22 protein-coding genes and 1 other RNA gene are annotated in these 22,463 nt (G+C 52.2%); 19 read left to right on the top strand and 4 right to left on the bottom strand.

All coding sequences use genetic code 11. The features are described from left to right. Nucleotides 1-35 precede the first annotated feature (35 nt). From MON37_RS12000 to MON37_RS11925, 17 genes are all read left to right on the top strand, one after another. Nucleotides 36-2,285: a phage tail tape measure protein gene (locus tag MON37_RS12000; protein WP_039405089.1), complete on the top strand. Its 2,250-nt coding sequence runs from the start codon at nucleotides 36-38 to the stop codon at nucleotides 2,283-2,285. Then, nucleotides 2,285-3,181: a phage tail protein gene (locus tag MON37_RS11995; RefSeq protein ID WP_039405088.1), complete on the top strand. Its 897-nt coding sequence runs from the start codon at nucleotides 2,285-2,287 to the stop codon at nucleotides 3,179-3,181. Before MON37_RS12000 ends, MON37_RS11995 begins: the two co-directional genes overlap by 1 nt. Beyond that, on the top strand, nucleotides 3,178-3,399 hold the full coding sequence (locus MON37_RS11990; protein WP_013448388.1) for a tail protein X: 222 nt from the start codon (nucleotides 3,178-3,180) through the stop codon (nucleotides 3,397-3,399). The genes MON37_RS11995 and MON37_RS11990 overlap by 4 nt, the downstream gene beginning before the upstream one ends. Continuing rightward, a complete protein-coding gene (locus MON37_RS11985; RefSeq protein ID WP_039405084.1) occupies nucleotides 3,387-4,484 on the top strand; it encodes a phage late control D family protein in 1,098 nt (365 codons plus the stop codon). The genes MON37_RS11990 and MON37_RS11985 overlap by 13 nt, the downstream gene beginning before the upstream one ends. Beyond that, nucleotides 4,471-5,082: a phage baseplate assembly protein V gene (locus MON37_RS11980; RefSeq protein WP_039405082.1), complete on the top strand. Its 612-nt coding sequence runs from the start codon at nucleotides 4,471-4,473 to the stop codon at nucleotides 5,080-5,082. Before MON37_RS11985 ends, MON37_RS11980 begins: the two co-directional genes overlap by 14 nt. 72 nt (nucleotides 5,083-5,154) lie before the next feature. After that, nucleotides 5,155-5,532, top strand: a complete 378-nt coding sequence (locus tag MON37_RS11975) for a GPW/gp25 family protein (RefSeq protein WP_039405079.1) — start codon at nucleotides 5,155-5,157, stop codon at nucleotides 5,530-5,532. Continuing rightward, complete coding sequence (locus MON37_RS11970; RefSeq protein ID WP_039405077.1) at nucleotides 5,523-6,656, top strand: baseplate assembly protein; 1,134 nt, start codon at nucleotides 5,523-5,525, stop codon at nucleotides 6,654-6,656. The genes MON37_RS11975 and MON37_RS11970 overlap by 10 nt, the downstream gene beginning before the upstream one ends. 5 nt (nucleotides 6,657-6,661) lie before the next feature. After that, nucleotides 6,662-7,240, top strand: coding sequence for a phage tail protein (locus tag MON37_RS11965; protein ID WP_039405073.1), 579 nt, complete (start codon nucleotides 6,662-6,664; stop codon nucleotides 7,238-7,240). Then, complete coding sequence (locus MON37_RS11960) at nucleotides 7,241-8,248, top strand: phage tail protein (protein ID WP_082013577.1); 1,008 nt, start codon at nucleotides 7,241-7,243, stop codon at nucleotides 8,246-8,248. An 11-nt stretch (nucleotides 8,249-8,259) separates the two neighbouring features. After that, nucleotides 8,260-9,000 (top strand): hypothetical protein, encoded by a 741-nt coding sequence (locus MON37_RS11955; RefSeq protein WP_039405070.1) that lies wholly within the window; start codon nucleotides 8,260-8,262, stop codon nucleotides 8,998-9,000. Nucleotides 9,001-9,002: 2 nt separating this feature from the next. After that, on the top strand, nucleotides 9,003-9,251 hold the full coding sequence (locus MON37_RS11950; protein ID WP_039405067.1) for a hypothetical protein: 249 nt from the start codon (nucleotides 9,003-9,005) through the stop codon (nucleotides 9,249-9,251). After that, nucleotides 9,248-9,568, top strand: a complete 321-nt coding sequence (locus MON37_RS11945; RefSeq protein WP_039405064.1) for a hypothetical protein — start codon at nucleotides 9,248-9,250, stop codon at nucleotides 9,566-9,568. The genes MON37_RS11950 and MON37_RS11945 overlap by 4 nt, the downstream gene beginning before the upstream one ends. Before the next feature lie 2 nt (nucleotides 9,569-9,570). After that, nucleotides 9,571-9,987, top strand: a complete 417-nt coding sequence (locus MON37_RS11940; RefSeq protein WP_039405062.1) for a hypothetical protein — start codon at nucleotides 9,571-9,573, stop codon at nucleotides 9,985-9,987. Next, the gene (locus MON37_RS11935) at nucleotides 9,980-14,545 is read left to right on the top strand and encodes a Sec-independent protein translocase family protein (protein ID WP_039405060.1); all 4,566 of its coding nucleotides are present in this window, start codon (nucleotides 9,980-9,982) and stop codon (nucleotides 14,543-14,545) included. Before MON37_RS11940 ends, MON37_RS11935 begins: the two co-directional genes overlap by 8 nt. A gap of 191 nt (nucleotides 14,546-14,736) precedes the next feature. After that, a complete protein-coding gene (locus MON37_RS12555) occupies nucleotides 14,737-14,853 on the top strand; it encodes a zinc finger domain-containing protein (protein WP_019272498.1) in 117 nt (38 codons plus the stop codon). Between the two features lie 79 nt (nucleotides 14,854-14,932). Continuing rightward, on the top strand, nucleotides 14,933-15,712 hold the full coding sequence (locus MON37_RS11930) for a DNA adenine methylase (RefSeq protein ID WP_082013576.1): 780 nt from the start codon (nucleotides 14,933-14,935) through the stop codon (nucleotides 15,710-15,712). A 118-nt stretch (nucleotides 15,713-15,830) separates the two neighbouring features. After that, nucleotides 15,831-16,109, top strand: coding sequence for an IS3 family transposase (locus MON37_RS11925; RefSeq protein ID WP_156122104.1), 279 nt, complete (start codon nucleotides 15,831-15,833; stop codon nucleotides 16,107-16,109). Nucleotides 16,110-16,181: 72 nt separating this feature from the next. Here MON37_RS11925 and MON37_RS11920 read toward each other — a convergent pair whose 3' ends face one another. The 4 genes from MON37_RS11920 to MON37_RS11905 form a co-directional block, all read right to left on the bottom strand. Beyond that, nucleotides 16,182-16,598: a nuclear transport factor 2 family protein gene (locus tag MON37_RS11920; protein ID WP_039405054.1), complete on the bottom strand. Its 417-nt coding sequence runs from the start codon at nucleotides 16,596-16,598 to the stop codon at nucleotides 16,182-16,184. Between the two features lie 27 nt (nucleotides 16,599-16,625). Continuing rightward, entirely contained in the window at nucleotides 16,626-17,522 is an 897-nt protein-coding gene (locus MON37_RS11915) for a polyprenyl synthetase family protein (protein ID WP_039405051.1), read from the bottom strand. Next, entirely contained in the window at nucleotides 17,506-17,733 is a 228-nt protein-coding gene (locus tag MON37_RS11910; protein ID WP_029609485.1) for an exodeoxyribonuclease VII small subunit, read from the bottom strand. The genes MON37_RS11915 and MON37_RS11910 overlap by 17 nt, the downstream gene beginning before the upstream one ends. 133 nt (nucleotides 17,734-17,866) lie before the next feature. Then, entirely contained in the window at nucleotides 17,867-20,149 is a 2,283-nt protein-coding gene (locus MON37_RS11905) for a transferrin-binding protein-like solute binding protein (protein ID WP_242883691.1), read from the bottom strand. 215 nt (nucleotides 20,150-20,364) lie between these two features. On the opposite strand from MON37_RS11905, the gene rnpB reads away from it, so the two are divergent. Beyond that, an RNA gene (gene rnpB / locus MON37_RS11900) (RNase P RNA component class A) lies at nucleotides 20,365-20,726 on the top strand. Between the two features lie 203 nt (nucleotides 20,727-20,929). Then, nucleotides 20,930-22,387 (top strand): oligopeptide:H+ symporter, encoded by a 1,458-nt coding sequence (locus tag MON37_RS11895; protein WP_039410823.1) that lies wholly within the window; start codon nucleotides 20,930-20,932, stop codon nucleotides 22,385-22,387. Nucleotides 22,388-22,463: the final 76 nt, after the last annotated feature.

Raw genomic sequence — 22,463 nt, 5'->3', positions numbered from 1 at the left:
GCCCATTAAATTATTAGTTACTAGGACTCTAACCTATGTCATCCAATTTGGCAATAGCGATTACTGTCGGAGCAACCGTAGGCGGAGCTTTGGCAGGTCTAAAGAATCTGCGGGCCGCCATAGGAATGCTTAAAAGTGATGCAATTAGTACAGGCAAGAAGCTGTCTGTATTGGGGGCAGGTACGCTTGTTGCAGCGTCCAGCGCGGTCAGCAGCATCAAAGCTGTATCCGGGGCGGTCATGGGGCTGTCAGAAGAAGCAATCAAATTCGAATCTGCTATGGCGAATGTTAAAAAAGTGGTGGATTTCGAATCTCCTGAAGGTTTTAAAAATCTGAAAAAAGACATTTTGGAAATGACTAGAACCATTCCAATGTCAAAAGAAGAGTTGGCGGGAATTGCGGCATCCGGTGGCCAGCTCGGCATTGCCGAGAAAGACCTTAAATCATTTACTACAACAATTGCCAAGATGGGTGTTGCGTTCGATATGTCTGCCGAGCAGGCGGGCGACAGCATGGCGAAGCTGGCCAACATTTATAAGATACCGATTTCCCAAATCGACAAACTGGGTGATGCTGTCAACCAATTGTCGAACAGCAGCCCTGCCAAAGCCGCCGATATTGTCAATACTTTGGGGCGTGTTGGCGGCGTGGCGAAACAGTTCGGCTTGACCGAGCTTCAGACGGCCTCTTTGTCCAACGCCTTTATTGCGCTCGGACGCTCACCTGAAGTGGCGGGTACGTCAATAAACGGCATGCTGACCAAACTGATGACGGCCGACAAGCAGGGGGCAAAGTTTCAAAAAGCTCTGAAAAATATGGGATTAGAATCCAAGTCGCTGAAAAAGGCGATTGCGCAAAACGGCGAGCAGGCTTTGATGGATTTTCTGAAACAGGTAGAAAAACTGCCAAAAGAAAATCAAATGGGCGCACTGGTCGATTTATTCGGCTTGGAGTATGCGGATGACGTCGCTGCTTTGGTCGGCGGCCTGGATACCTATCGGAAATCCATTGAGGAGCTCAAAAAAACGGGCAAAGACGGAAAAGCTTCTTTCATAGGGAGTATGGATAAAGAATTTTCCGCCCGTTCCGGAACAACCGAAAACGGCCTGGCACTGCTCAAAAACAGTTTCAGCGAGCTGATGACAGTTGTCGGAGAGCGGCTGTTGCCCGTTATCAGCAAAGTATCCTCAGCTCTTGCAGGCTTCATACAGGAGTTGACGGATTTTGCCGCCGCCAATCCCGCTTTGGTCGATAGTCTGTTGATATTGGGCGGCATTCTTGCAGGGGTCGTGGTCGGATTTTCAGGACTTACAGCGTTGATAGGCGTCCTGTCTATAAGTTGGATTGTCGCTGCGCGGGCAATGTCGCCACTCTTTACAGCGTTTAAGGTTATGAGGAGCGTAGGATGGTTATTTAGTCGGGTATTGTTACAAATTATCCGATTCCTACCTATGGTTGGAAGTGCGTTTGTAAAACTTGGCATGATGCTGTTGACAACCCCTATCGGGATCGCGCTGACCCTGCTCGGTGTCGCCGCCTATATGCTCTACCGCAACTGGGATGCCGTAGTTGCCGGTGCGAAAGCATTGTGGCAAGGCCTGGGCGTTTTTGTCGGCGGCGTAGTCAATACTATTGTGTCTTTTTTCGGTGCTTGCTGGGAGCGCATCAAAGCTTATTTCGGCGGCGGTATCGGCAATATCTCGGCGCAGATACTCAGGTGGTCGCCGCTTAATCTGTTTTATCAGGTATTCCGCGGCGTTATGTCTTGGTTCGGCGTACAGTTGCCGTCCAGCTTCGCACAGTTTGGCGCAAATATCATCCAAGGGTTGTGGTCCGGCCTTAAATCTAAATTTGAGGCGGTCAAGGCATGGTTTGCCGAAAAGGCGGCATCGCTCAAACAAACATTTGCGGGTGTGATGGGCATCCACTCGCCCAGCCGCGTTTTCCGCCGATTTGGCGGATGGATGATGGACGGTCTGCAAATCGGCTTGGACAGGGGCGCGGCGAGTCCTATTGCCTCGATGGCCGGTGTAGCCGGTCGTCTGAAAAGTGGTTTTGCAAACCATATGGGACAAATGGCGGCTCGGGTATCATCTGGCCGCGCTGCATTTGCGGATGCGCGCAGCTCCCAGTCAACGGGTGGGATGACCATCAATTACAACCCAACCATCAATGCGCCGGGCGGTAATCCTCAGCAGATTGAGGCTGCGCTGCAAATCGGTTTGCGTGAATTTGAGGCAATGTTTCGCCGCATGATGGACGACAAAGCACGGAGGGCTTATTGATGTATGCGATGTTGGGCGAGGTACGCTTTGAGCTTTTAAACAGCTTTACATCTTTGGAAACTCAGCATGCCGCCAATTTTGCCAAACATGAGGTATTGAAAGGCCGTCCGCGCCTTCAGGCCTTGCAAAACGAACTGACGACACTGCGTTTCTCACTCAAGTTGCATTGGCGGCTGGGTAATCCCGATACGGCGTATAAGGGTCTGCTGTCGGCTTTGGAGGCGCAGCAGGCGGTGTCTTTGGTTTACGGCAGCGGCCGGTTTGTCGGATGGTTTGTGCTTGAGCGGCTGACGGAGCGCACGTTGATTCAGGACGCGCAAGGCCGGACGGCGGCGCGTGAGTTGGATGTGGAGCTGACCCAGTTTGTCGGCGACCCGAATAATCCGCTCCCGACCCCGGCAGTCAAGTCGGGTGGTCAAAATCCGCTCCTGTCCTTATTGCCGGAGAGCGTGCAGGCAAAAGCGGGCAAATTGATTTCGGCGGTGGAAAAAGGTGTGAAAATTTACCGCGCCGCCGAAGCGGGCATCAGCGATATGCAGAATCTGATACAGGCTGCCAAAAATCTGAAAAACGACCCGTCAGGGGCATTAAACCTGTTGGGGGACGCACTCAATATCGGCGGCAGCACTTTAGGACGGCTCAATGCCTTGCCCGAAGTAACGGCGATTTTCGGAGACCTTAAAGGTGCGGCTGAATTTGCATTACAGGCAGGGCAAGCGGCCAACAGGCTGGGCGGTGCCGTCGGGGCATTGCGTGACGGGTATGAGAGCGGCTCCATCGGCGGCTGGCTGGCTGCCGTCGGGGACGGTGTTGCCGAGGCATCTGATGCGATGGCAAACGGTTCTGTCGCTGCCCAGGCTTTGACCGGCTGGCTGGCGGCAAGAAAGGATAAATGATGAGTGCGGTAATACGCTACACCACCCAAGACGGCGACCGCTGGGATTTGATTGCGCATAAGCATTATGGCAATGCGCTGTTGATTGACGGCCTGATTGCGGCCAATCCTCACTTGCCGTTGGCGGAGGAGTTTACGGGCGGCCTCACGGTCTTTGTCCCCGTACTCGAAACCAAACCGAAGAACAACCAAGAGGAGCTGCCGCCGTGGATGCGTTAGGTGCGTTTTTAAAATCAAAAGGCCTTGACGGTGGCGGCAGTACCCATCCGGTTACCATGCCCGATTTTGTCCTGTCTTACGAAGACAAGGATATAACGGCAGATGTCGCGCCTTATCTGATTTCGTTCAGTTATACCGATTACCTTGAGGGGCAGTCGGATGAGTTGCAGGTTGAGTTTGAGGATGCGGACGGACGCTGGCTGCGTAATTGGTATCCTGAACAGGGCGATGCTTTGTCTTTGAGCTTGGGAGACCAATTTACCGGGCTGTTGTCTTTTGGCAAATTTGAGATTGCTGAGATTGAGTACAACCATCCGCCGTCGACTGTCAGCCTGAAGGCCCTATCGACCGGGATTACCAAGTCTAGCCGCACTTTGCGCGGTAAGGCGTATGAAAACACGACTCTGGCTGCCATCGTTCGTCAGGTGGCAGGCCGTTTGAAGCTGGAGGTAACGGGTACGGTCAAAAATATCCCCATCAAACGTGTGACGCAGTACCAAGAGCGTGATATCGAGTTTTTAGCACGTTTGGCGCAGGAGTATGGCCACAGCTTTAAAATTGTCGGAAATAAGCTGGTCTTTGCCGATAATGCCGAACTAAAACAGCGTCCTGCCGTTGCCGTATTGTTGCCCGAGGACATCATCCGTATCCGCCTGCGCGATTTGATTAAGGGGGTCCCGTCTAAAGTAGATGTCAAAGGCTATGACCCAAAATCTAAACAGACCGTGTCGGCCAGCCGCAGTAGTAAATCAAGACGCGGCAAAGCCAAACACGGCAGTACGGGCGATACATTGCGTATCGTGCCGAATAAGGGTGAGAGCGCGGCGCAATTAAATGCCAGGGCAGATGCCAAATTGGCGGATGCGCAGGACGACCAATGTGCGGGTACCGTTACACTGGTCGGCAATGCACTGTTGGTGGCAGGTCAAATGGTACGGCTTAAAGAATTTGGCAAGTTCTCGGGTAAATATCTGGTCAAGCAATCAAGACATGATTTCACACGCCACGGCGGATGGACGACCGAATTGGAGATCAAAATGACGGAGTATGTCGCAGACGAGGATAAAAATAATGCAAACCCATGATTTTACAGCAACGATGCAATTCGGCATTGTATCGGCGATTGATGCAGCGGCGCACAGTTTGCGGGTCAAAATTCCCGTACTCGATGACATGGAAACCGACTGGCTGCCTATGGCGACACCTGCGGCGGGCGGCAACCGGTTTTACAGCCTCCCTGATGTAGGCGAGTTGGTTGTCTGCCTGCTGGATGTGCGGGGTGAGACCGGCTGCGTTGTCGGCGCGATTTATAATGCCGCAGACAAACCGCCGGTATCCGACCAAAACAAATGGGTCAAACGGTTTACCAACGGCACGGTCATCTCACATGATCGCAGTAGCGGCGAAGTAGTCGTTGAGACGCCGGGCGAAGTCCGAATCAAAGCGGCGAAAAAAGTAGACATCCAATCGCCGGAGATAGAAATCACGGGCGATGCGACAGTAAAAGGGATGTTGACTTATACCGCAGGTTTGACGGCCAGCAATGACGGCGGCGGCGATGCGGCAAATATCAACGGTAGAGTCAACATCACCGGCGACCTCATCGTCAACGGCATCAACATCGGCAAGCACATCCATGACGGCGATTCAGGCGGGCAAACCGGCGGGCCGAAAAATCATTAAACCGCATTAAAAGGCGTTTCAGACGGCCTTCTCTACAATCCCTGTATCTATAAGCGATACAGGGATTTTTTGATGTTCTACGCCGCACCTATCTCGAAACACTGGCAGCTCGCGCCCGAAGGCTCGGGCGTGGTTCAGGGTGCGGACGACATCGACCAATGTATCCGCAACATCCTGTCCACCCGCAAAGGTGCGGACGTTACCCGTCCTGATTTCGGCTCCGACCATTACAAATGGCTGGACACACCCGAAGACGTGTTTGTCCCGAATGTCGTCCGCTCAACCATGTTGGCAATACAGACGTGGGAGAAGCGGGTGGTGGTTGAGGACATTATTTTCGGCGGTGCTGCACCGCATCTGACCATGACGGTTTACTGGCGCGTCGCGGATGAGGTGGCGGGCGAGATTTATAGCACAGACATCAGATTGGAGCAGGCGGCATGGATTTGAGCAAACTCAATCGGGACGAGGTTAAGGCGGTTCCGGATGACCTGGCCGAAATCTTGGCGCAAACCATTACGGATTATGAGTCCCGCAGCGGTAAAACCCTGCAACCCGCCCATATCGAGCGGCTGCTCATCAATACCTATGCCTATCGTGAAACCTTGGTGCGCAAAGCAGTCAATGAGGCCTACCGCCAGCAGCACCCGCGTTTTGCAACGGGGCTGATGCTGGATTTGTGCGGCGATGACGTCAACACCCCGCGGCTTGAGGCCTCCGCCGCCCGATGCACCATCCGTTTTACGTTGGCTACCGCCCAAGCGGAGCCTGTTTTGATTGCACAAGGCACTCAAGTGGCCGCCGGAGCGACCGTGTTTCGGACGGTTGCATCCGGCACGCTCTCGCCGTCAATCCGTACTTTGGATTTGGAGGCTGTCTGCCTCCAAACCGGCGTGTCCGGTAATGGTTTTACCGCAGGGCAGGTTAATACGCTTATCAATCCGATTGACGGCGTTACAGCCGTCAACACTACTGTGCCGACGGGCGGTGCGGCGGAAGAATCTGATGAGGCATACCGCCAACGCATCCTGCTTGCCCCCGAAAGCTTTAGCGTTGCAGGCCCTGTCGGGGCTTATGAGTATTTTGCCCGCCGTGTCAGCCCTGCTATTTGCGACGTACATGTGGGCAATTTAACGGGGTCGGACGGCCTGCCGATAGGGGGGCAAGTAAGGGTAACGCTATTGACCAAAAACGGGTTGCCGTCTTCGGAGTTGGTGAGCGCGGTGCAAAGGTTTTTGTCCGGAGAACGCGTCCGTCCGCTTTGCGACACGGTAACCGTAACTGCTCCGGCAGCAATCGACTATACGCTGGACGCAGAGCTGGTTTTGTATACCGGGGTTAATACTGCCGAGGTTTTGGCGGCAGCAAAACAAGCATGGGCGGAGTATGAAGTAACGCGAAGCGAAAAATTGGGCATGGATATTGTGCCTTTAGACATCCAAACAGTTTTAAAAGTCGCTGGTGTTTATAACGTAGTCCTTAAAAAACCGACCCTAACCGTCGTCACGCCCGACCAATGGGCAAGATGTACGTCCGTCAATATCCGGGCATCGTCCGAAACGGCAGAGGGGTAGCAACAATGGCAACACTGAGTTATGCCTCCGTTATCGAGCGCGATCAACGTTATCGGATGCTGGCCGATTTAGGCTTGAGGATGAGCGACATTGACGCGGTCAAGCTGATGCCGCGTTTGACTGAGCTGGTCGCGCCCGAACATTTGGAACTGTTGGCGGAGAGTCGAAGCATATTGGGCGAGGACGGCTATTGGCTTGCCGAGAGCGATGAAACCCGCCGCAAACTCATCAAGGGTGCCTACCAGCTCCACAGGTACAAAGGCACACCCTGGGCAATACGCGAGATTGTGCGCCGTCTCGGGTTCGGCGAGGTTGAGATCGTCGAGGGCTTAAGCAATAAGCTGCACAACGGCGAAATCCACCGTGACGGTAGTTATACACACGGTCATACAGACCGTTGGGCGCATTACCGCATCATTATGACCAATACCATTACCAACGATCAGGCAGCCTTGCTGAGGCGCACATTGCGGGCGTTTGCACCTGCCCGATGTGTTTTGGCGGCATTGGATTACCAACACGTCTCCTTGAGGCACAACGGACAAGCATTAAGGGACGGCACGTTTAATCGAGGGACAGCATAGATGGCAAATTTAAGCGAGATAAGCCGCTGGGAGGCGGGCATTTACCAATGGGAGACCTCCGACCCTGTGCAGGGCGGCCCTAACGGTATCGACAACCGCCCGACACGGGAGCTGGCAAACCGTACACGCTGGCTTTATGACGAGCTGGGCAGGGTAAAAGCCCGCATGGACGACCCCAATTTTTACAAAAGCATCACCGTATCCGACAGCAAGGCATTGTTTGACGCGAATAATTATCTGCACATCGGCGCTGATGCCGCTGGCGGTTACATCCGCAATAAAAAGACAGGCAAGGGCATACAGCTCAAGAATGATGGCACACTCCAGTACGACGGTGCGGACGTCATTACAACCCGTAAAGTAAGCAACAACCAAGATGACTACACGGTAGCAACTGTACCGTCATCGTTTGCGCTCAATAAGGCGTTTGACAACTCAATCAAGCGTGGCGGCGCAATCGGGCTGGGCGGAGCGGCGCATCAGATTGCTATTGGCTGGGATAAGCGCGGCCTAATTGCAAAAGTTGACTCAGATATTCTCAACGTTGGTGTGCCGACAGGTTTTATTTTGTACACATCATCAAACATCGTGCCGTTTGGGTGGCTTAAGGCAAATGGAGCGGCAGTCTCGCGTACTGATTTTGCTCAATTATTTGCTGCGATTGGTACGAGCTACGGTGCTGGCGATGGCCGAACAACTTTTAACCTGCCCGATTTACGCGCCGAATTTATTCGCGGCTGGGATGACGGCAAGGGTGTTGATTTAGGACGCACGTTAGGTAGTTTGCAGGAAGACCAACTGCGTAGTCACAGCCATGTCTATCGCCGCGGGCACATTGCCAATACGGTTGACTGGGAGCGGATTGAGGCGTCTGGAGACCGTAATGCAACCCTCTATGATGGCGACGGCAGATTTGACGATGGCGGAGACCGAGTGACTACCGCTATGGATGGCGGGGTGGAAACCCGCCCACGCAATATCAGTTTATCTGCGCTTATCAAAATCTAAGGAAACTAAAAATGAGTAATATCCAATGGAGTAAATCTGTGTGTCAATTGGATGGCGACAATTTATATGTCGGCCAAGCCACTGCCGACCTCAACATCTATGCCCGCGACGGCAGCTATATCATCCCGGGCGGCTGCATCGATACCACCCCGCCCGAAATCCCTGCCAATAATGTCGCCCGCTGGACGGGTAATAAGTGGGAGTTCGTCGAAGACCACCGCGGCAAGGTTGCGTACAAGAAAGACGACGGCGAGGAGATTGTAGTCCTCAAAGTCGGCGCGCTGCCGGACACCCTAACCCTGCTGCCGCCACCGTCGCCATACTGCGACTGGGATGGCGATAAATGGGTTGCGAACCCGGCCAAAAAAGCGGAGGCGGAGCAACGCTATCTCAATCTTGTCAAGACGATGGCTCTTAACGACATCGCCAAAGCGGCTCAAGGCATCGTTGCCGAAAAGTCAGGTATGGACAAGCTGCCCGCCTTTGAGGTGGGTACTTGGCCGCTGCAAGCTGCTGAGGCTCACGCATGGCAGGCGGATAACAATGCCCAAACGCCGCTACTCGACCAAATTGCCGCGTCGCGCGGCATGGACCCGGCCGAGCTCAAAGCTGCCGCCCTGCGCAAAACCCTCGCATATGAGGCATTGTGTGCAACCGTTGCAGGGCAACGGCAGGCAATGGAAAAACAGATCGAAATGGCTGAAACCGTCGAAGCGGTCCGTGCGGTAAGTCCTAGATTTAAGGTCGTCTGAACATGAAAGCATATTTTAAAAATATCGCCATCGCCGCCGACCAGCTCGTCAACGCCATGATTGCAGGCAGTCCGGATGAAACCGTCAGCAGCCGTGTCTATCGAGGTGCAGTGTTGGCGGCACAGCCGACCCGCGTTGCCCGAATGGCGTATCGCGCAATAAATGCACTGTTTTTTTGGCAGGACGACCATTGCCGTGCGGCCTACCTGAGAGAAAAGCAGCGGGCGCACTTACCGGATGAGCTGCAATGACTGCCCGCGCTGATTTTGCCGTCAAACAAGGTACCACCGTACCGCTGACCTTTGCCGTACTTGACGGCAAGGGAAAGCCGCATCCATCGCTTAAACATCTGGACAGTGCAGTTTTGACCATTGCCCCGACAGCCGCAGAGGCTTTTGCCTTGCCCCTCTCCGTCAAGCCGGGCGGCATCGGTACGCTCTTGACGGCAGAGCAGACACGCGGATGGCGATGGCGGTGGGCGCGGTACAGCGTGCGCGTTACCGTCAAAGGCGTCGCCGCTGTGATTTACGAGGGTAATTTGACGCTCGAAACAGAGTTGGGAGCTTAGTAATGGCAGAGATAAAAGGCGGTATTACCGTCCACGGCGGCAGCGTTGACAGTATGCCGGTCATCCTCGACGGGCGTACAAGCCTGTACACCGAGGCTATCGAAAGAGGTTTGATAGAGCCTGATACGACTTATGAGCAATTTTTAGATCTTTTGGCAGTCAAGCCGGGCGAGCTTAAAAAGGCCGTCAAAGAGGCGGTCGCTGCGGATTTGGATAATAAAGTTAACGCTGCGGTAGCAGCAGCGGTAGCCCAGCTCAAATTAATCGGGCCGGGAAATGTCGCACCGGTGCAGCCCAGCCCGCAACCGCAACCGGAGCAGCCCGTTTCGCCCGCGCCGAAACCTGCGGCCAATGCAGATATTTCTGATGAGACCTTGGCCGAAGTTTATAAAATTTTAGGGAAAAAAAAGAATGACTAAATCAAACCTTGATCTCGCTGTTATTGAGATTACAAGAACAGTAGATGAAGCCAAAAAACTGGCCGAAACCGGACCTACCGTTAACGAAGAGGGTCATTTGCTGTTTAACGGCAAAAAACTGGCTACGCTCATCATGCCGTCTACTTTGTCTGCTAATGTCGCGCAGGCTTTGGGCAGCGACGAAACCGCCTCGCGCCTGTACCAAGAACAAAGCGAGTTTGAAACGCAACAAGTCAACGCAAACACGCGTATTGCGTTGGAAAACGGCGTGTACTACATCGAGGACGCGCTGCCCGCTGATTTAAAAAACAAGGTGCGTACGCGATGGTATGAAACCAATGAGCGGCCGGAAGAAGCCCTGAAAATTGTGCAGTTGATCCAGGCGTTTTTGGATAAGCTGCCGTCAAACGTATACATAAGCTCGCGCGGGGGCGTGTTCCCGACGACCAAAAACAAAGGCTATGCACCGGATTTTTATGGAGCGGACAACCGTACGGTCAGCCGTGGCGTTAAGCTTAATGGTCAGCCTCATACCATCACAATGACCCTGCATGGTGGTCAATCGTGTTTGTCGCTTCGACGATTTATGTTTAATACCATCGACTTTAGTAAGGCGTGGTTTATCGCCGAGGAGATGGGGCAGGACGTATTCCACCTGTGCGACTGGTCTGAGGGTAACCGTATTATTCACGGCGGTAACATCCGTACCCGGGCGTATCTCAAATATGGTTACGTTCGCGGGGCTGATTTAGATAAGATGCTGTTCCGCCCCATTGATGGGTGGACGAAAGAGCGTCCGCACATTGGTACCGGATTGGGCGAAAAGGGTGCGTTTGAGGGCGGTCTTAATAGCACGACCTATCCGATAGTCGATAATGCTTGTTTTCTTAACAACAGCCTAATTACTGAGCATATTACCCAGTTCCCAGGCTTCAACAAGGACAAAATTTTCGACCTGATTCGCTCCGAGTCGGGCGAACGGTATCTCAGCGCGGGCGGGTATTTCGACGAAAACGGTGAGTCAGCATTCCCGCAGCCCGATGGGACAACCTCCCGCAGTTGGGGCAACTGGCGCGGCTGCCAAGCGGGTAGCCGAGGGTATGGCTGGCGTATCTTCGGTACCAAAAATACACGCGTTGAGTATTTCGACGTCCGAGGTTTTAACGGCGGCGCGGTAGTCTGTGGTTTGTATGGTACGCCGAAGGGCGAAGACATCGGTGCGCGAGACTCGGTCAAGGCGTATGAAAACGGTATCGTTGCCGTCAATACCAAAATCTCCGGCGGTTATTTTACACACAACTATATCTGCGGTGTCGAGGCCATTAGGGTATCAGGCTATGAGTTGTGCGGGATATACGCGCCCGACTCCGTCGTCGGCCATCCCGACGCGCATCTTGAGCATACACGCGGAATCGGCGGTGGTACGTCTCTTGATCCGGGATACCAGCAATGTACATCCCGATATCTGCCGATGGACAATCTGTACATCCACGACAATGTCTTCGGATTAGGAATGCGCAAAGTCATGGATATCCATGTTGGCAACAACGTTAAGATTGTAAACAACAGCGGCCGCGCGATGTATTACGGCATCAGTACGGTAATCGAAGAGATTTTTGCCGGTCAATTAATTGACCATACCAAGCCGAATACAAGTAAGGACACAGCCGACCCAAACAGCTTTTATTATCAAGATTGTAATATTGAGGTGCGCGGAAACGTCATCGTGAGTGGGTTGTTTGGGTTGCACCCGGTCAACGGCGCGAAAGGCGTTAAAACCCGTAAGGATGAGGGCAAATGGTTCTTACGCTGCCACCAAGTATGGGAAGGAAACATTGTCTACGCCCCGCGCGGCATGTTATGTAATTTTGGCCATAACCACTTTGTGGTCAAAAACAACATGTTTACCTTCGCCTTGCCTTTTGGAATCTTTTACGGCTTACACCAAATCTCGCAAATCAGGGTGACCAATGGCGGTAGCGGTTATACGTCTCCTCCCAAAGTAGTGATTACCGGCGGTGGTGCAGAGGCCTTTGACGGGGCTGGTCGTGCCAAGATTAAGGACGGTAAGGTCATCGACATCATCGTGGAGCGCATGGGTAGCCGCTATACCGAGCCGCCAACCGTTACGCTGGTGGGTGGCGGTGGCAGCGGAGCTACTGCCGAGGCATACGTGAATACTTTTACATATGGTATGCAAATCGGTGCGGAGGGTAATTACGGGACGATGTTAGGGTCCAATATTACGGGTAATTACGTGCAAAACTCACCGGACGGTAATTTTATTCGGCAATTTGTGATTGGTAATTTAAGAGGGTCAATTTTTGCGTGTAACTTTGCGGATGTGACACCGTACTCAAGTGTGTCTAGGGCGAAAAAGCCGTTTGGGGATCCGTATGTAAGCAACTCTATCAAGTATCGGGACGGCATCGGTAGTTTAGGTTTTTACGGTGGCGCGCTCGAAACTTGCGAGGTTTGGGGTAATTTTGTTTTTGACCAATTAACCGATAAACTTGAAATTTGGACTGGCGACAATGCAAAAGGCAGTGTACATACAAAATACCTGCCTACCGGTCATCAAGATGTCCTTAATGCTGTCAAGTTTAAGGCTCTTGAGATGCAACTTGCCGCGTTGCAAGAAGAGGTGGCTAATATGAAACTTAAAGCCACAACTACACCGAGTCCGGCTCAACCGCAACCGCCTCAAAATGCTGACAGCGGCAGTGGACAAGACGGTGCAGCTACTGCACAACCGACAACGCCTGTGGCTCCGGCACCGACAACACCGGCACCTGTAACGCCAGCTAACCCACCGGCAAATAGCGATCAGGCGCAAAGCCAGCCTGCGGCCAAGCCCGAAACGTCCATCAAATTTACATTCGACGGTGTGGAAACGACGGCTACGGAGGCTGTCAGCAGCAACGACACAGCGAAGCTGAAAACCTTAAACAACTCCATCAAATCGGGCGAGCCTGAAGGCTGGGTTGGCGCGTTTGGAGAGGTTGATGGGCATAAAGTCATGTTTGCGAGTGCGGCTGGTACTGATAAAGGCGTACGCTATATTGAGAGTGATGGCATTGCGTCTGATGGATCATCAGATAGTGCAATCATTGTGCCGATTAAGGTCTCATCAGTTGCAAGTAACGGCGGGTCTTTTGCGGCGGTAGTCCTTAATGGCCGCAATATCGTCAACTCAGGTCTGCTGGTGACGGACGCAGATGGCGGATTTAAGTTGCGACCTGTTGACGGTACGACCGTTAACGGACAACCAATTTCCGCCGGCAAAATCTACGAATACGATAAATGGCATGTTGCCGTTATCACCATAAAATCAGGCGAGGACCGTCGATTTGATAAAGTAAGATTTGGCCTTAACCATGCGGGCAACTCGGGACGTAGCGTAACGATTGGTGCAGGCATCGAGTTTGTTCAAGGGGACATCAGTAAGGCGGCTGATAAAGCAGCAGCATTGATAGCTAAATACAGCAACGATGCGCCTGTTACTCCAAGCCCTGCCACTCCACCGCAATCTGACAGTGGCTCACAAGGTAATCCGCCAGCAAGTAGCGGGACTAGTCAAGGCGGTGCAAGTGCTGCACAACCGACAACACCAGCTCCAGCTACGTCAGCAACAAATAGCGATGGAGCTACGCAAAGCCAGCCAGCCGCTAATCGGTTTGCCAACCTCAAACGCAGTATCAGCTTTTTTGGCGACTCAACAAATGCGCGCATTGGCGACCACGCAATAAAAGTAGCAAAAGACGATAACATCCCAGTTATCAACAATGCCCAAGGCGGCAGCTTGGCATCCTATGCGCTTATGTCGATGGACGGGTCTCCTGTTGATGTTAAATTTAATGTCGATACCATTCCAGCAAAAGGCCAGAATGTGTTTGTAGAGGGAGAATTGGTTTACGGCGAAAATGTGACGCCATTCAGCTTGCATTCAACTGTTGTCATGATAGGTGATGGGATTGAAGCCTCTATCGTAGGGCAAACTGCAAATGTCAAAATCTTTCCGCGCGACAACCAGTCCCATAGTGTCGTTGTAGGCGATAAATATCCTGTACGTCTCAAAAATAGTGGCGGCGTCGATGGCATTTGCGTCCTTGCCACTGGCAAAAACGATGTTAACGGTGCTAACTGGGGCAATTGGCAGGCAGCGTTAGAGCGTGTTAAAGGGTACATTCAAAAGTGTATCGCCCTTGTACAGCCAAAAGATGCACCTCGATATATTGTCTTGCCTATTTGGGCTGATAACAAGGCTGGATGGGCGAAAGAAGAACATCCTTACCGCCACCAGCTTAAAGATGAGCTAAACAAGTGGATACGCACAACGTACGGCGAAAACGTATATGACATTGAGTCGTATATGTTGTCAGAGCAGATTTGGGCGGATACTGGCATCACGCCAAATGAGGCTGACAAACAGGCTCAAAAAGACGGGATTATGCCGTTATCTCTGTCTTATGACGGCGGTGCACATTTCTTGCCTGCTGTCGAGGCTGTTATCGCTGGCAAGATTATTGCCAAAGCAAAAGAGTTACATTATTTGTAATGGTTAAAAATAAAAGGTCGTCTGAAAACAGGCGACCTTAGAAAGGAGATTGAAAAATAAAGTGGGACGGCGACGTAGCGGTGCGGGAACACCGCTACGCCAGCCAAGCAGAGCAACCCTGCATTGACTTCTAGGCCGCCTTAGTCTCTAGAGACGGAGGCATTCTATCCGTGATATGGGAGTGAGTGCAAATGCAAATTTTCCGCGAAATGCGCTGCAAATACTGCGGCAAACTGCTTGCCAAAGGCAGCGGATACGTGCAAATCAAATGTGCACGCTGTAAAAACATCAATTCATTCAGTAACTAAAAAATCAGCAGAGTGCCGTTGAGCATCTCATTTTATCTGACTCCGAGCGTCCCGAATGCCGCAAATTAGGAGTATATATATGATGCAAAAAACACAACAGACTCTACCGATTATCCCTTGGATGGGTGGTAAACGCCGATTGGCAAAACACCTGTTGCCCATGTTCCCCGAGCATTCTTGTTATGTTGAGCTGTTTTCAGGTGGCGCGGCGTTGTTCTTCATGCGCCCAACGCCTGCTAAAGTGGAGGTACTCAACGACATCAACGGACAGCTCATCAACCTGTACCGCGTGGTACAACACCACTTTGACGAGTTCGTCCGCCAGTTTGAGTGGTCACTGACAAGTCGAGAGGTCTTTGCCCGTCTGCAAAGCACCCCGCCTGATTGCATGACCGATATTCAACGAGCTGCCCGGTTCTTTTATTTGCAGCACAATGCCTTCGGTGGCAAGACCGTCCATCAACATTTTGGCACGGCTACCACGTCAAAAGCGTGGGATGCGTCGCAAATTAGAGCAAAACTGACAGCAGCCCAAGTCCGGCTGAGAGGTGTGTTCGTCGAAAACGAGACGTGGGATCGATGCTTCAAACGGTATGACCGAGAGCATACCTTCTTCTACGCAGACCCGCCGTACTGGCAAACCGCAGGTTACGCCCACGCATTCGATTGGACGCAGTATGAGCTGCTGGCCAAAGCAATGGCGGAGAGCAAGGGCAAATTCATGCTGTCCATCAATGACCATTCTGATATAAGGGAGTTGTTCAAAGACTTCCGCATCACCCCGCTTGAGCTTGCCTATACGGTCGGCAGAGACAAAACCGGTAAAACCAGCGGCGAGCTGGCCATATGTAATTGGTAAAATAAAAAGCGACGGTGACGTCGCTTTTTTAAAAAGTGAAAATTAGTTGCAAATATTGCAATAAAAAACCGAGCAGATTATCTCAAAAATTGCGTCGGTTTTTCGCGAGCGGCTTCACGTGCTGTACCGTACGGCGGGGTATAGGGAATTGCTTGCGGAGCATTCCATGGTTCAAAGCATGTCGCGAAAGGCGAACTGCTGGGACAATGCGCCGATGGAAAGCTTCTTTGCGGTGTTGAAGACGGAGTGTTTCTATAACGCAGGTGAATTGACGGTGGACGAATTGATGAAGCAGATAGATGACTATATGGATTACTACAACCGGGAGCGTTGCAGTTTGAAATTGAAAAAGCTGAGTCCTGTCGCATACAGAACCCAGCTTACACAGAGCGCCTGAAAAGGCTTTTATGAGTGTCCAAGATTTGGGGGCCAGTTCAGCTTTCAGACGACCTCTTCTTCTTTTCGCGGGTTATTCCGCCACACGGTTCAGTGCCGAACGAATCAGCATCTGCGTGCCGAACCAGCCCCAGTAAATGCGGTGATGGACAATTTTTCCACCGGCAATCTGCATGAGTTCCAAAATATCTACTTGATCGCCGTCGGGCGTTTCGCGCGGGTATTCCCAAACCAGCGTGTCCCCCGTCGTGAAATGCGTGCCGTTGCGATACCAGCGTACCAATTCATTCGGTCGGCGGCGCGTTCCTTCTTCTAAAAAAGCCAGGATGTCGGCTTTGCCGCGCAAAATGCCGCTTTGCCGCTGCATGATAAGGGGAACGAGCGGGCTTTCGAAAACGGCGTTGTCGTCATACAGGCTGATCAGTCGGGCGGTGTCGCGGTTTTTGGCAAACTCGTGCCAGTCGTTGTAAATGCGTTCGAAATCGTTCATAAAGGCCGTTTTTCGGTCTGCCTGACTCTAATTTTTCCGCGCAGTAACAAATTCTGCCAGCAGCCGCAAATACAGTGCTTTTGCGCCGAAGGGTTCGAGCAGGGCGGCGGCTTCGGCAGTCAGGGTTTCGGCGTAGGCGCGGGCGGCTTGCAGGCCCATCAGTTTGACGTAGGTCGGTTTGTCGTTGTCGCTGTCTTTGCCGGCGGTTTTGCCCAGGGTGGCGGTGTCGGCTTCGCAGTCCAACACGTCGTCGATGACTTGGAACGCCAAGCCAAGTTTGGCAGCGTAGTTGTCTAAGGTGCGGACGTCGTCTGAATCCAAAACGGGGCAGGCAAGCGCGCCCAGTACAACAGCGGCGCGGATAAGGGCACCGGTTTTGAGGCTGTGCATCTGCTCCAACTGCGCCTGATTCATGGCTTTGCCTACGTTGGCAAAGTCGATGGCTTGTCCGCCCGCCATGCCGAGGCTGCCGGATGCTTTGGCGAGCGTGGACAACATGGCGATTTGGCGTTCGGCGGGCAGTCCGGTCGGACGGCTCAATACGTCGAAGGCTTGGGTTTGCAGCGCGTCGCCGACCAAGAGGGCGGTGGCTTCGTCGTATTTCACATGGCAGGTCGGTTTGCCGCGCCGCAGGCTGTCGTTGTCCATTGCGGGCATATCGTCATGAACCAAGGAATAGACGTGCACCATTTCAATCGCCGCCATGGCTTGTTCGACGGCGTTTTGGTCGGCATCGTCCAATTCGGACGCGGCGAGCACCAAGAGCGGGCGCAGCCGTTTGCCGCCGCCGAGGGTAACGTAACGCATGGCTTCGTGCAGCGTGTGCGGCACTTGGTTTTCAGACGGCAGGAAACGCTCCAGCAGCAATTCTGTCTGCGCTTGGGCTTTTTGCTGCCATGCTTTCAATTCATTCGCCGGGTTCAAGGTTCAGCTCCTTCAGTTCGCCCGCGTCCAATACTTGCAGTTTTTGTTCGACTTCCGCCAGCTTGGTTTGGCAGTATCTGACCAGCTCGTTGCCTTCCTGATAGGCTGCCAGAGCATCTTCCAGCGGCATTTCGCTGCTTTGCATGGACTGGGTCAGGGTTTCGAGGCGGGCGAGGGCTTCTTCAAAGGATTTGGGGGCTTTTTTCATGATGATGCGGGCAAAAAATCAAAGCGGTATTGTAGCATTTTATGGGCTGCTTCTTGGTCAGGAACGGAAAAAGGTCGTCTGAAAACCTGATTTCCAAGTTTTCAGACGACCTTTTGAGCTGATGATACGGTAAAAATCAGTCTTTCAGCATGGCGGCGCCGAACGTACCGCTCTTGCCTTCGCTCGGATGGTCGAAGCGGCCGGCCATTTCTTCCGCCTGCGGACCCAGGAAAATGCCCGACATACTGTTTTTAGTTGTCCCGTCCACATAAACAAAACGGTTACCGGCGATATTGGCCTGGAGCATTACGGGGTTAAAACGTCCTTCTGCCGAATAAACACCGCCGGTCAGCGATTTTTCACCAAAATCAACATTGAACAAGGATGAGCCGACAGTGTTGATGTTGGATGCGTCATTGTAGAACGCATTGCCTTGGTAGATAGCCGAACCGGTTTGCGGCATGGCTTCGACAGGCGTCATCAGGCCTTGGTAGAACACCAGGGATGAATTGAGCTCGCCGTTGTCCTTTTTGCTTCCGTAAAAACCGTAATGGCCGTATTGCAGATGCGTACCGATGGCGCGGATAATTTTGTTATCCGATAAGGACAGCATACCGTTTGCCGCGTCAAATGTTTGTGGCAGCAGGTTGATTTTTTGTCCGTTGACTTCGAGGACATCAGGATTACCCACTCTGTTAATCACTTTGTTATCGGCACCGTCAACCGACAACATGGTGTAAAAACCGCCGATTGATTGCATAGCCGGAGCAACCTCCGCTTTTGGGGTAACTTCTTCAGCGGCTTTGCGTTCTTCTTCAGCTTTAGCTTTAGCGGCTTCTTCAGCGGCCTTGCGTTCTTCTTCAGCTTTAACTTTTGCAGCTTCTTCAGTAGCTTTACGTTCAGCTTCAGCTTTAGCTTTGGCAGCCTCTTCAGCGGCCTTGCGTTCTTCTTCAGCTTTAACTTTTGCAGCTTCCTCAGCAGCTTTACGTTCGGCTTCTGCTTTAGCTTTGGCAGCTTCTTCGGCAGCTTTGCGCTCGGCTTCAGCTTTGGCTTTTGCAGCTTCTTCCGCAGCTTTTCGTTCCGCTTCAGCCTTGGCTTTAGCTTTGGCAGCTTCTTCGGCAGCTTTGCGTTCTTCTTCAGCTTTAGCTTTAGCGGCTTCTTCAGCGGCCTTGCGTTCTTCTTCAGCTTTAACTTTTGCAGCTTCTTCAGCAGCTTTACGTTCAGCTTCGGCTTTAGCTTTGGCAGCCTCTTCAGCGGCCTTGCGTTCTTCTTCAGCTTTAACTTTTGCAGCTTCCTCAGCAGCTTTACGTTCGGCTTCTGCTTTAGCTTTGGCAGCTTCTTCGGCAGCTTTGCGCTCGGCTTCAGCTTTGGCTTTTGCAGCTTCTTCCGCAGCTTTTCGTTCCGCTTCAGCCTTGGCTTTAGCTTTGGCAGCTTCTTCGGCAGCTTTGCGTTCTTCTTCAGCTTTAGCTTTAGCGGCTTCTTCAGCGGCCTTGCGTTCTTCTTCAGCTTTAACTTTTGCAGCTTCTTCAGCAGCTTTGCGCTCGGCTTCTGCTTTAGCTTTGGCAGCCTCTTCAGCGGCCTTGCGTTCGGCTTCTGCTTTAGCTTTGGCTGCTTCTTCTGCAGCTTTGCGCTCGGCTTCTGCTTTAGCTTTAGCAGCTTCTTCCGCAGCTTTACGTTCCGCTTCAGCTTTGGCTTTAGCAGCTTCTTCAGCGGCTTTACGTTCAGCCTCTGCCTTGGCTTTAGCAGCCTCTTCGGCAGCTTTACGTTCAGCTTCAGCTTTAGCTTTGGCAGCTTCTTCGGCAGCTTTGCGCTCGGCTTCAGCTTTGGCTTTTGCAGCTTCCTCAGCCGCTTTGCGTTCAGCTTCAGCTTTGGCTTTTGCAGCTTTTTCAGCCTCTTCTGCCGCTTTACGTTCGGCTTCAGCTTTGGCTTTAGCAGCTTCTTCCGCAGCTTTGCGCTCGGCTTCTGCTTTAGCTTTGGCAGCCTCTTCAGCGGCCTTGCGTTCTTCTTCAGCTTTAACTTTTGCAGCTTCCTCAGCAGCTTTACGTTCGGCTTCGGCTTTAGCTTTGGCGGCTTCTTCCGCAGCTTTTCGTTCCGCTTCGGCTTTGTCGTTGCTATCCGCTTTTACGTCTTGATTCTGGTTTTCAGACGACGTTTGTGTTGAATTTACGGAATCTTCGACTTCTTTATGGATATTTTCTTCAGATGCTTCTAAAGCATTATTTGCATCAGCTTGATTACCGGCAGGAGGGGTTGCCGTTCTTTCCGTTTGTCCGGATGGATTCGGAATATTGCCCGGCTGGACAATCGGGTAAGTCGGGGTTGGAGCGACAGACGGTGTACCGCCTCCGCCACCTCCTCCACAGGCTGTTAATATTGAAACGGCAATACAAGATAAGATATGAGGGTAAGGCGTTTTCATCGTAATGTTCTCAATTTAAAGTAGTTATGTGAAAATCATTCTATGCGTTTTTCATTTTTATGTCATCTGATTTTTGCGACGAAAGGTATCATTTTTAGTTAAACGGTTTATTTTATTTGCATTTTTTTAGTGTAAAATATGCAAAAAGCGCGATAAATGGTCGTTTTTTATACTCAAACGGTATGTTTTTATTGTGTTATAATCCGCACTTCATACAGGTCGGACAGACAGTCGCCGCGTATCGCGTAAGGCATACGGGGAGGAAAGTCCGGGCTCCGCAGAGCAGGATGCCGGCTAACGGCCGGGCGCGGAAACGCGACGGAAAGTGGAACAGAAAGCAATACCGCCGACGGCCACCTTCGGGCGGCACGGGTAAGGGTGAAAAGGTGCGGTAAGAGCGCACCGTGCACTTGGTAACAAGGCGCAGCAGGCTAAACCCCATCCGGAGCAAGACCAAACAGAACGCATTGACGCTGCTCGCCGAGCGTTCGGGTAGGTTGCTGGAGTGCATCAGTAATGGTGTGCCTAGAGGAATGACTGTCCGAGACAGAACCCGGCTTACCGTCCGGCCTGTATGTCCCGATTATTGAAAAAGGTCGTCTGAAAAATAGAAATCTGTTTTTCAGACGACCTTTTGCTTTATCCGGGCAATCTATCAGTTTGACAGTTTTTTAATATTACGTTAAAAAAGGTTATGCCATATATGGCTGAAAAATGGACGGTGCAAAATGTGCCGCAACTGAAAATAAAAGGCGGTTTCAACGCCTTTGGAGAACTTTTATGTCTGACAACTACTCCGCCCGCAAGGGAAAAACCTTCTTCGGGCATCCCATCCAGCTTTCTACTCTGTTCCACATCGAATTGTGGGAACGTTTCTCGTTTTACGGTATGCAGGGTATCTTATTGATTTATCTGTATTACACTGCCGACAAAGGTGGTTTGGGCATAGACAAGTCGCTCGCCGGCGGCATCGTCGGCGCGTACGGCGGCAGTGTTTATTTGTCCACCATACTCGGCGCATGGCTTGCCGACCGGATTTGGGGCGCGGAAAAAACGCTGTTTATTTCCGGCATCGTGGTCATGCTCGGACACATCGTTTTGGCAATCGCACCGGGTCTCTACGGTCTGCTGTGCGGCTTGGTACTTATCGCATTGGGCAGCGGCGGCGTGAAATCGTCGGCAAGCTCGATGGTCGGCTCGCTTTATGAGGCGGACGATATGAAGCCCCTGCGCGATGCGGGTTTTTCGATTTTCTATATCTCCATCAACATCGGCGGCTTCTTAGGCCCGCTCCTGACCGGCTTGCTGCAAACCGAGATGGGTTTCCACTATGGTTTCGGCGCGGCGGCAGTCGGTATGGCTTTGGGGCTGTGGCGTTACTCCGTCGGGCGCAAACTGCTGCCGCACACGCCTGCGCCCAATCCTTTGCGTCCTGAAAAAGTGAAAACCGCTGCGGCAATAGGTGTGTTGATTGTCTTAATTGTCGGCAGCCTGATTGCGTCAGACACGCTCAATTTGGACAACTTCTCCAAATTCCTGCTCGGCACGGTCATCCTCACCGTCATCGCCTATTTCGCGCGACTGCTCGGCAGCAGCCATGTGTCGTCTGAAAACAAACGCTACATCACCGCCTATATTCCGCTGTTTCTGACCATCTGCCTGTTTTGGGCTGTCTGGTTCCAAGTTTATACTGTGGCAACGGTGTACTTTGACGAAACGGTTGACCGAACCATAGGCGGCTGGACTGTCCCCGTTGCCTGGAAAGATTCCATCCAAAGCATGTGGGTCGTTCTCTTTTCCGGCGTGATGGCGGCGATTTGGACGAAAATGGGCAAACACCAGCCGAAAACCCCATTGAAATTTACATTGGCGATGATTGTCGTCGGCGTATCCTATCTTGGGTTTGTACCGTATATCTCATCCGGCACGCCCATGCCGATCATCGTTTTCGCGCTGATCCTGCTTGCCATCACCATAGGCGAACTCATGATCTCTCCGATTTCGCTTTCCGTTTCCACCAAAATCGCCCCACCCATGTTCAAAACCCAAATGGTCGCGCTCAATTTCTTAGGGCTCTCATTGGGCTTCACTTTGGGCGGCGTGCTGTTTAAAGAAGGATTCAACGATAAAGCACCGCTGGATTTCTACTGGATGCTTTGCGGCATAGGCGTGATAACCGGTGTGGTATTGTTATTGCTTGTTCCCGTTTTGAATAAAATGCTCAAAGGCGCGGATTAAAAACCGCTCTGAGCAAGACATGCAAAAGGTCGTCTGAAAAATTTTTCAGACGACCTTTTGCATGAACGCGGTTTGC

The organism is Morococcus cerebrosus (assembly GCF_022749515.1).
GTDB lineage: Bacteria > Pseudomonadota > Gammaproteobacteria > Burkholderiales > Neisseriaceae > Neisseria > Neisseria cerebrosa.
The sequence above is the reverse complement of the archived record's forward strand: the minus strand, read 5'-3'. Positions and strand labels throughout refer to the sequence as shown.